The 1,819-nt window shown below is 64.2% G+C and carries 2 protein-coding genes; both read left to right on the forward strand.

Translation table 11 applies throughout. The features are described from left to right. The coding region (locus D2K64_RS23450) for a hypothetical protein (protein ID WP_202910815.1) at positions 1-838 on the forward strand (838 nt) is incomplete at its 5' end. A gap of 17 nt (positions 839-855) precedes the next feature. Further along, positions 856-1,819: MBL fold metallo-hydrolase (locus D2K64_RS23455; RefSeq protein WP_120010822.1), on the forward strand; the 964-nt coding region annotated here is incomplete at its 3' end.

Here is a 1,819-nt window from a genome sequence, read left to right on the forward strand (position 1 = left end):
CAAAAATCCGGCCAACATTTTCAACGCGCTCGATATCGTTGAGGATTACCAGGGTGATGTGCGGCTCGGCCAACCCGGTGCCGCCTTCCGCTTCGTGGGTGATAGCCTTGGCTTCACGCTTCTGGCCTCGCCCATGGCGCGGGAACAGCGCACGCCAGATGGCCGTGATCGCCTCCGCCTGACAAGCCTGCCGCTGCGCAATGCCCGGTTCGAGAATGGCCGATGGACACCCTCGGTCGCCGCGCGGGTGAATCTGAACTTGGAGAATCTTGAGCTGGCGGTGTCGCACTTTCACGGCACCTCGCGCGAGGCGGAGTTCCGGTTTGACCCGGATGCCGAAGGGCCAGCGCTACGGCCCTATTATCGCCGCATCGATCAGTCGGCGTTGGAAGCGCAGTACGTACTGGGCGACTATGTGCTGCGTGGTGAGCTGATTCGGCGTCAGGGGCAGACCGGCCGGTCCTTTTTCGGCCTCGGTGTTGGACTCGAGCGCATCTTCTATGGTGCCTTCGGCGGCACCGAGGATTTGCAGGTTTATGCTGAAGCTTATTACGACGACCGGCCAAACACGGCTCCAGTCACGGCCTTCCAGCGGGACATCTCGGTTGGCGGCCGCCTGATCATGAACAATGAGGGCAGCACGGAGTTCGCCGCGCGCAGTACGGTGGATCTGGAAGGCGGCGGAAGCATCCTTGAGTTTGGCGCGGCGCACCGGGTCTGGTCCGACTACGTGCTCGGCTTCAATGCCACCGTCCCATTGGGTGGGCGAAGCGACCCGGCACTGGCAGCCTACCGGCGCGACACGCGGCTTCGCTTCGCTTTGACACGATACTTCTGAACTTCGGAGCGATACTCATGCAGCTGAAGCAGATCCCTGATCCTGTTGGGGGCGATGTTTCCGTCGGCGCCCATGGCCGTGGCCTCAACTTCCCGGAGGAGCCGCCACGTCCTGGCAAGGCGATCGAACTTGCTGACGGGGTCCTGTGGATGCGCCTGCCCGTGGCCGGCCGCCTGCAGCATGTGAACATCTATGCGCTGGATGATGGCGACGAGTGGACCCTGATTGACTGTGGTCAGCAGGACGCAGCCAGCATGGAGGCGCTGCAGGCGCTGCTGAGCGGACCATTGCGGCGCAAGCCAGTTCGCAACCTAGTGCTGACTCATCACCATGCCGACCATGCCGGGGGCACGGCTAGCTTAGTCGTGCAGGGCGCCAGACCTTGGGCGTCGCGTGCCGCTTGGTTGCATCTGCGGATGCTCTCGTTGGAGACTCCAGGCACTATGCTGCCGACCCGGACGGCGTTCAACCGCTGGCTCGGTATGTCGTCGGAGGAAGCCGCAGCGCTGGCGGCGGCGGTCAAGAATCTGACGCTCCTCGCACCTACGCCGCCACCCGGCTACCGCCGTCTAGAGGAAGGGCAAGCGCTAACCATGGGCCGCAGATCCTGGCGCGTTCGGCTCGGCGATGGGCACGCGCCGGAACATGCCAGCTTCTGGTCGGAGGATGGCAGCCTCGTGATCATCGGCGACCAAGCCTTGCCTTCAATCTCCGCCAGCCTAGGCGTGGATGTCCACGAGCCCCATCGCGACACAGTCGGCGACTGGCTCTCCGCGTCCTCCCGGCTCGGCGCACTGGCCGATGAACGCCGGTTGGTGCTGCCGGGACATGAGCGACCCTATCGCGGTCTGAGCTTTCGCCTGCGGCAGATTGCCGATAAGCACAACGCCGTCCTGGCCCGGCTGCGCAGCAGCTTGGAGATCGGGCCTTGCACCGCGATGCAAACGCTGAAGCAGGCGCTCGGGGATGAACTGCTTCAGG

Source organism: Teichococcus vastitatis, assembly GCF_003604215.1.
Lineage (GTDB): Bacteria > Pseudomonadota > Alphaproteobacteria > Acetobacterales > Acetobacteraceae > Pseudoroseomonas > Pseudoroseomonas vastitatis.